This window comes from Mesorhizobium sp. A556 (assembly GCF_054489545.1).
Window position 1 is genome coordinate 394,942 of record NZ_JBTMXA010000003.1, and the last position, 6,180, is coordinate 401,121.

5 protein-coding genes are annotated in these 6,180 nt (G+C 58.3%); 2 read left to right on the forward strand and 3 right to left on the reverse strand.

The window, feature by feature from the left end:
• Positions 1–6: 6 nt before the first annotated feature.
• Positions 7–1,776 (reverse strand): type I secretion system permease/ATPase, encoded by a 1,770-nt coding sequence (locus ACX3P0_RS10385; RefSeq protein ID WP_459088205.1) that lies wholly within the window; start codon positions 1,774–1,776, stop codon positions 7–9.
• Positions 1,777–2,334: 558 nt separating this feature from the next.
• Between ACX3P0_RS10385 and ACX3P0_RS10390 the strand changes: the two genes are divergently transcribed.
• Positions 2,335–3,438 (forward strand): glycosyltransferase, encoded by a 1,104-nt coding sequence (locus ACX3P0_RS10390; RefSeq protein ID WP_459088207.1) that lies wholly within the window; start codon positions 2,335–2,337, stop codon positions 3,436–3,438.
• 98 nt (positions 3,439–3,536) lie between these two features.
• Positions 3,537–4,673, forward strand: coding sequence for a hypothetical protein (locus ACX3P0_RS10395; protein ID WP_459088209.1), 1,137 nt, complete (start codon positions 3,537–3,539; stop codon positions 4,671–4,673).
• A 13-nt stretch (positions 4,674–4,686) separates the two neighbouring features.
• Here the strand turns inward: ACX3P0_RS10395 and ACX3P0_RS10400 are convergent, their stop codons facing one another.
• Both ACX3P0_RS10400 and ACX3P0_RS10405 read right to left on the reverse strand, forming a co-directional pair.
• Positions 4,687–4,914 carry a DUF6447 family protein gene (locus ACX3P0_RS10400; RefSeq protein WP_459088211.1) on the reverse strand — a complete coding sequence of 76 codons (228 nt, stop codon included), beginning with the start codon at positions 4,912–4,914 and terminating at the stop codon, positions 4,687–4,689.
• A gap of 85 nt (positions 4,915–4,999) precedes the next feature.
• Positions 5,000–6,180 (reverse strand): hypothetical protein (locus ACX3P0_RS10405; protein ID WP_459088213.1); only part of this gene is annotated, 1,181 nt, incomplete at its 5' end.

Sequence of the window (6,180 nt, forward strand, 5' to 3'; positions counted from 1 at the left end):
CTTTGGTCAGATAGCCTGACGCGCGGCGGCGGGCATACCGTTCTGGACAGCGGTGGACGTACCCGCCGTCCTTATATCGGACACCGCCCCGGCGGCAGATACTTGCTGCGGCGCCTTCGGCTGCAACAGGTCCTTGGTCGGGCCGAACGACCGCACGCGTCCGTCCGTCAGCAGCAATGCCTTCTCCGACAATGCCACCAGGCTCATCTTGTGGCTGACGAAGACGATCGACTTGCGCTCAGCTTTCAGCTCGTGAATGGCGCGGAACAGAGCTTCCTCGCCCTCGCTATCGAGGTTGGCATTGGGCTCGTCGAGAATGATGAGCGAAGGTTCGCCAAAGAGCGCCCGCGCCAGCCCGATACGCTGGCGCTGCCCGCCAGAGAGCCCGCGTCCGCCGGAACCGATTTCCGTGTCATAGCCCTCGGGCAGGTTCTGGATCATCTGGTGAACATGCGCACGGGTCGCAGCCTTGATGATCTGCTCGGAAGAAGCGTCGTCACGGAACCGGGAAATATTTTCGGCGATGGTGCCGGAAAACAGCTCGATGGTTTGCGGTAGATAGCCGATATGAACGCCCAGATCGTCCTTGTTCCAGTGCTGCAAATCCGCTCCATCCAGGCGAACGGCGCCGGAAAATGGCTGCCAGACCCCTACCAGGGCCCGAACCAGGCTCGACTTGCCGGCTCCGCTCGGGCCGACCACGGCCACCGCCTCACCGGGCTGGATGTCGAAGGACACGTTTTGCAACAGAGGCGTTTTTGATCCGGGCGCCAGGATGGTTACCTGCTCCACGGTCAATACGCCTGTCGGGGCAGGCAATTCCGTGCGCGCGATCTCTCCCGGCGTTTCCCTGAACAGCTTGCTCAGGCGCTTGTACGCCTGGCGTGCCGACACGAACTGCTTCCACTGCGAGACGACCTGGTCGACGGGCTGCAGAGCGCGGCCGGAGATGATGGAGCACGCAATCATCGCGCCGGGCGATATGATGCCGCGCAGCGCCAGATAAGCGCCAGTTCCCAGAACCAGGGTCTGCAGCGACATGCGCACGAATTTCGAGATCGACTGCAGCGCCCCGGCCTTGTCGCTGGCGATCGCCTGCTGCTCCAGCATCTTGACGTGCATGCCATGCCAGCGCTGACGCAGGCTGGTTTCCATGCCCAGCGCACGAATGACCTCGACGTTCTGTAGCGTCGACGTCGCGAAATGCTGTGCGGACTGAGAATGGTTGTTGGCCGCCATCAACGCTTTCTTGGTCATCAGCTCATTGGCGATGGCGAGCATAAAAATGATGACCGCGCCGATAAGCGCCACCCAGCCGATCAGCGGATGAAACAGGAAACACACCGCCAGCATGATCGGCATCCACGGCACGTCGCACAGCGCGATCAGCCCGGAACCGGTAAAGAACTCGCGCAGCCTGTCGATATCCGACAGCGCGAATTCGGAGCGCGCCTGCGGTTGCATCAAGGTATTGGTGACGACGCGGTTGAAAAGGCCCTTGGCGACCATGTCGTCGAAGCGCATGCCCGAGCGCACCAGGATGCGGGAACGCAGCCATTCCAGAACACCGTAAATCGCCAGCATGGCCAGCGCGATCACGGTGACCATTGCCAGCGTCATCTCCGAGCGGCTATGCAGCACCCGATCGTAAACTTGCAGCATATAGAGCGGAGAGACGAAAACGAGAAGGTTGATCGCACTGCTGAAGATTACTGTCGACGCGATGATCGATCGGTACGTCTTCAGCGCTGAAACGAACGGGTTTCCGACTTGCATTTGGCTTCTTTCGATGGTCAGATTAACCTGAGGAAGATTGCACCGCCAGATAGCGCATCTCATTCAGCAGAACGTTTCTTGCCAGGCTATAACTGCGCCGTGAATACCATCGCGCCCTCCACAATGAAACCCCGTTCTCGCGCTCCGATTGGCATATTATGACACAGTGACAAAACTGTTACCACGCTGTTTGGAGTGTTTGACACACAGCCCGCAGACGGACGGCCTTGCCTCAAGCATATCTCCAGAAGTTGGACGCGTTTTCAGGGTAAAGACATGCACGAAAACAAGGCGTTGAAGCTCGCCGGGCGTATATGAAACTCACCACGCGCTCTAGAACAATAAACTGGGTAAGAAGAGGCCGCTTTCTGCATGTATCGAGCAAAAATGACCGGAACAGAAAAGCGGGCCGTGATGGCTTCCTGCTTGGCTTTTCTGGATGGTCTGCCGCCGCTCTGCCGGTGCGGGCAACTATGGCCATGAGGGCAACAGTGAAGAAGGCAGAGACTTTTCTTTCACGGCGAAAAGCGCCTGAAATAGGGCACAGCCGCTAATTCCATGCGTGTTCTTCATGTCTATCGGACCTATTTTCCCGACCCCGAGGGCGGCTTGCAGGAGGCGATCCGCCAGATTTGCCGCAGCGTGAGGCCGCTCGGCATCGACAGTAGCATATTTTGCCTGTCGCCGCAGCCCAGGCCGCAGCGTCTGGAGGTCGATGACAGCGTCACATGGCGCAGCCGTTCCTTCGCGGCGCCCGCCTCATGCGATCTCGGCGGCCCCGATGCGTGGCGTCTGTTCGCCAGGCTTTCTACCGAGCACGACGTCATTCATTACCATTTTCCATGGCCGTTTGCCGACCTGCTGCACCTGACGGTCAGGCCGGCCGCGCGCGCGGTCATGACCTACCATTCCGACATCGTGCGCCAGGCGATGCTGGCGCGGCTCTATGCGCCGCTGATGCGCCGCATGACGGACGCGATGGAGGCGATCGTCGCCACCTCGCCGACCTATGCCGCAACCAGCCCGTTTCTGTCGGATGCCCGGGTGAGGAACCGGGTCCGCGTCATTCCGCTCGGCATCGAGGATCTGAGCCTGCAATACCCTCACCCCGCCCCGCAGCCGGACGCTGAACCCTACTTCCTGTTCGTGGGCGTGCTGCGCTACTACAAGGGCCTGACGACGCTGATCGAGGCGGCTAAACGGGTAAAAGCCAGGATCGTCATCGCGGGCGAAGGGCCGGAGGGGCCGGCGTTGAAGCGGCTTGCGCGCGAAACCGGCTGCGACAACGTCGAATTCGCGGGGCGCGTGAGCGAGACGGAAAAATACCGTCTCCTGGCCGGCTGCCGCGCATTCGTGCTGCCGTCGCACCAGCGCTCGGAGGCATTCGGAATGGTGCTGGTGGAAGCCGCGACCTACGGCCGCCCCTTGATCTCATGCGAGATCGGCACGGGCACGTCCTATGTCAATGCCGATGGCGAAACCGGCTTCGTGGTGCCCCCCGGCGATCCCGACGCGCTGGCCGGCGCCATGAACAGATTGCTGGCCGACGACGCTCTCGCCCGCCGCTTTGGAGCGGCCGCGCGGCAACGGTATGAAACCCTGTTTACGGCCGAAGCGCTCGGAAACGCCTACGCCGCCCTCTATCGCGGGGAAGTCGGCTGAGTGATCGTTTTCCAGCCTTAACTCTTGCAATCCTCACGTTCCAGCCCTCTAATTCCCCTGGAATGGCCTGCTATATTACAGGACGAGATAGGGAGTAAATGGACCAAATCGAAACGATCATGGACCTTTATGATCGGTATGCTCGTGAGAACGTTAAAGGTATCAGCGCCGACACGCTTACCCAGGCCCGACGCGACGTGAAGCTGTTCGCCGACACCATCGGCAACATTGCGCCTGCGACGATCACGGGGAGGCATGTCGGTGACTGGAAAGACCTCTTGATGAAATGGCCGGTAAAGGCTGCGGAGATCGCCCTTTTTCGTGGCATGACCATGCGTCAAGTGATCAAGAAAAATGTGTCCGTCAAGAAACCTACAATCAGTGACAGAACCGTAAATCGACACTTGTCCGCCGTAGGCGCTTTCTGCGATTGGCTTGTGCTTCGTCGTGTCCTAGACCGCAACCCCGTCGTCGGCCATCAACAATCCCTTGATCGGCACAAGCGCTTGATGCTTCCGTTCACCGTCGATCAAATGAACATCCTTTTCGCCTCACCTTTGTTCACCGGTTGCCAGAGCGATGAAGCGTCTCGATGTTGGGCGAAGCCAGGTAACATCATGATACGGGATTACCGTTATTGGGTTCCATTGATCATGCTCTATTCCGGCGCTCGACCCGGCGAGATTGCACAGCTTGCCGTGTCAGACATTCGGCAGGAGCATGGTATTTGGATTTTTCATATTACCGAAGAAGGCGAGAGGAAGAATAGCGTAGAAACACGAGGATCAATGCGCGTCGTGCCTATTCACCCTGAACTAATTGCCCTTGGATTTATCAAATACCTCGACCGTATGAAAGCGGCGGGCGAGGCCCGTCTGTTCCCTACTGCCGTGCGAAATCAACGCGGGCAGATGATTGCCAGCTTCGAAAAGAATTTCGGCATTTACCTTACGCGCTTGAAAATCAAGAAAGGGCGAGGCGTATCGCTCTATAGCCTCCGCCATGGCGCAATCGATGCGCTCAGGGCGGGGTATCTAGACGAGCAGTTCGGTTTCCTCTTCGGACATACCAGCGCAAACGGCGTCCTGCCGGAAGGCACATTGAAGCGGCGAGCAGATATAGTGAACTCGATTGAATATCCAGGCTTGGATCTGTCGAGCCTAAAAACAGATCGACCATCCCCCGGTATTTCCATTGCCCCACTTCAGAGACGCGAGGTCGATGTAGGAAGCTAGTAAGCTCACCAGATCAAAACAGCGGCTTTTCCCTGTCGCGCTCGTTCTTCAGCGCGCTCGTCAGCTCTCGCGCATAGGCTGCACGGGCCGTCTGCATGATGGCTATATCCTGTTGAAGCTCGGTGATCTTTCGGTCCACCGTCTGCACATTGACGAGTTGCGCCTTGGTGGCCTCGGAGAGACTGTTGAGGTCGTATGTCTTGCCGTCGATGGTGATGGCCGGGCTGGCTTGGTCGCTCATTATAGGCTCCTGCTTGAATAGAAAAACCCCGCCAGCCTAAGCCAGCGGGGGTCAGTAGTTGGATCACTCTCAGGTGAGAGGGTGATTAGGCGATGAAGCTATCCTCAGTCAGCGCGATATTACCGACAAGAGTCACTGCCATATCAGCCGAACCATCGAGATCGGCATCTACGAACACGTAGGTGTTAACGCCATCGTTGCCGAAGAAGTACTGAACCGTGCCATCAAACACAGTAGTATCGGCGGTTGTCAGCACATCAAGGAAGCTGGAGAAGACGCCGCCGTCGACGAGATTGGTGGCAGAGCCGTCTGCAAGGTTGAAGTCCAGATGATCGGACGCGGCGGCGAAGCCAGTGACAGTATCCACTGTCGCAAGTGTCACACCGCTGTCGCCAAGATTAATGACCACATCCGAAGGTGCAGTCGCGTCAAGCGTGATGATATCGGCACCAGCGCCACCCTGAACGAGAGTACCCGCTGCGCCTTCTGCGATAGTGTCAACACCAGAACCACCCAAGATGGTTTCGACGGTAGCTGACGCAGCAAGCCCTAGGTCACCAGTCGAAGCCGAAGCGTCGATGGTCGTGAGTACAGTACCAGCGGCGGTGACGACTGTATCGGACGACAGCCCAAGATCCAACGTTTCCGTCGTGGCCGCTGCGTTCACGGTCAGAGCAGTCGCACCCGCCCCAGCAACCGAACCCTCTACGTCCAGTGTCGTGTTTGCAGCACCAACCAGCGTGACAGCGGTTGCAGTGGCTGCGCCATCCAAGTGGATCGTCGTAGCGACTTCCTCTGCATCAACCGTAAGCGTGGTAGTAGCCGCTGTCGTGTTGGACAATGTCAGAGACTGACCTTCCCCAAGCGTGATGGCAGTTGCACCAAAACCACCGACGTCAAGGCTCGTAACGTCCAGAAGGGCGGAGGAGTCAAGAGCCGTGAGCACAATAGTAGTAGCATCAACGTGGATGTTTTCCACGCTGCTCATCTGGGCAGTGGTTGGAAGACCACCGCCAGCCGTTGTCAACAAGAGATTGAGCGTGTCATTACCGCCCGCGCCGTTGATCACATCGAAGGTGTTCAGCGTTATATCAGCACCGTCGCCAATCACGTTGAACGTGTCCCCAAGTTCCGTACCAACAACATTCTCACCAATAGCAGTTGTGAGCGTGAAGGTCGAGCCAACGCCAAAGAAGTCGCTGGTTTCCGTGTTGGCTTCCGTCACGGAAGCTTCGGTTTCATCAACGCCATCGATCACACCATGCG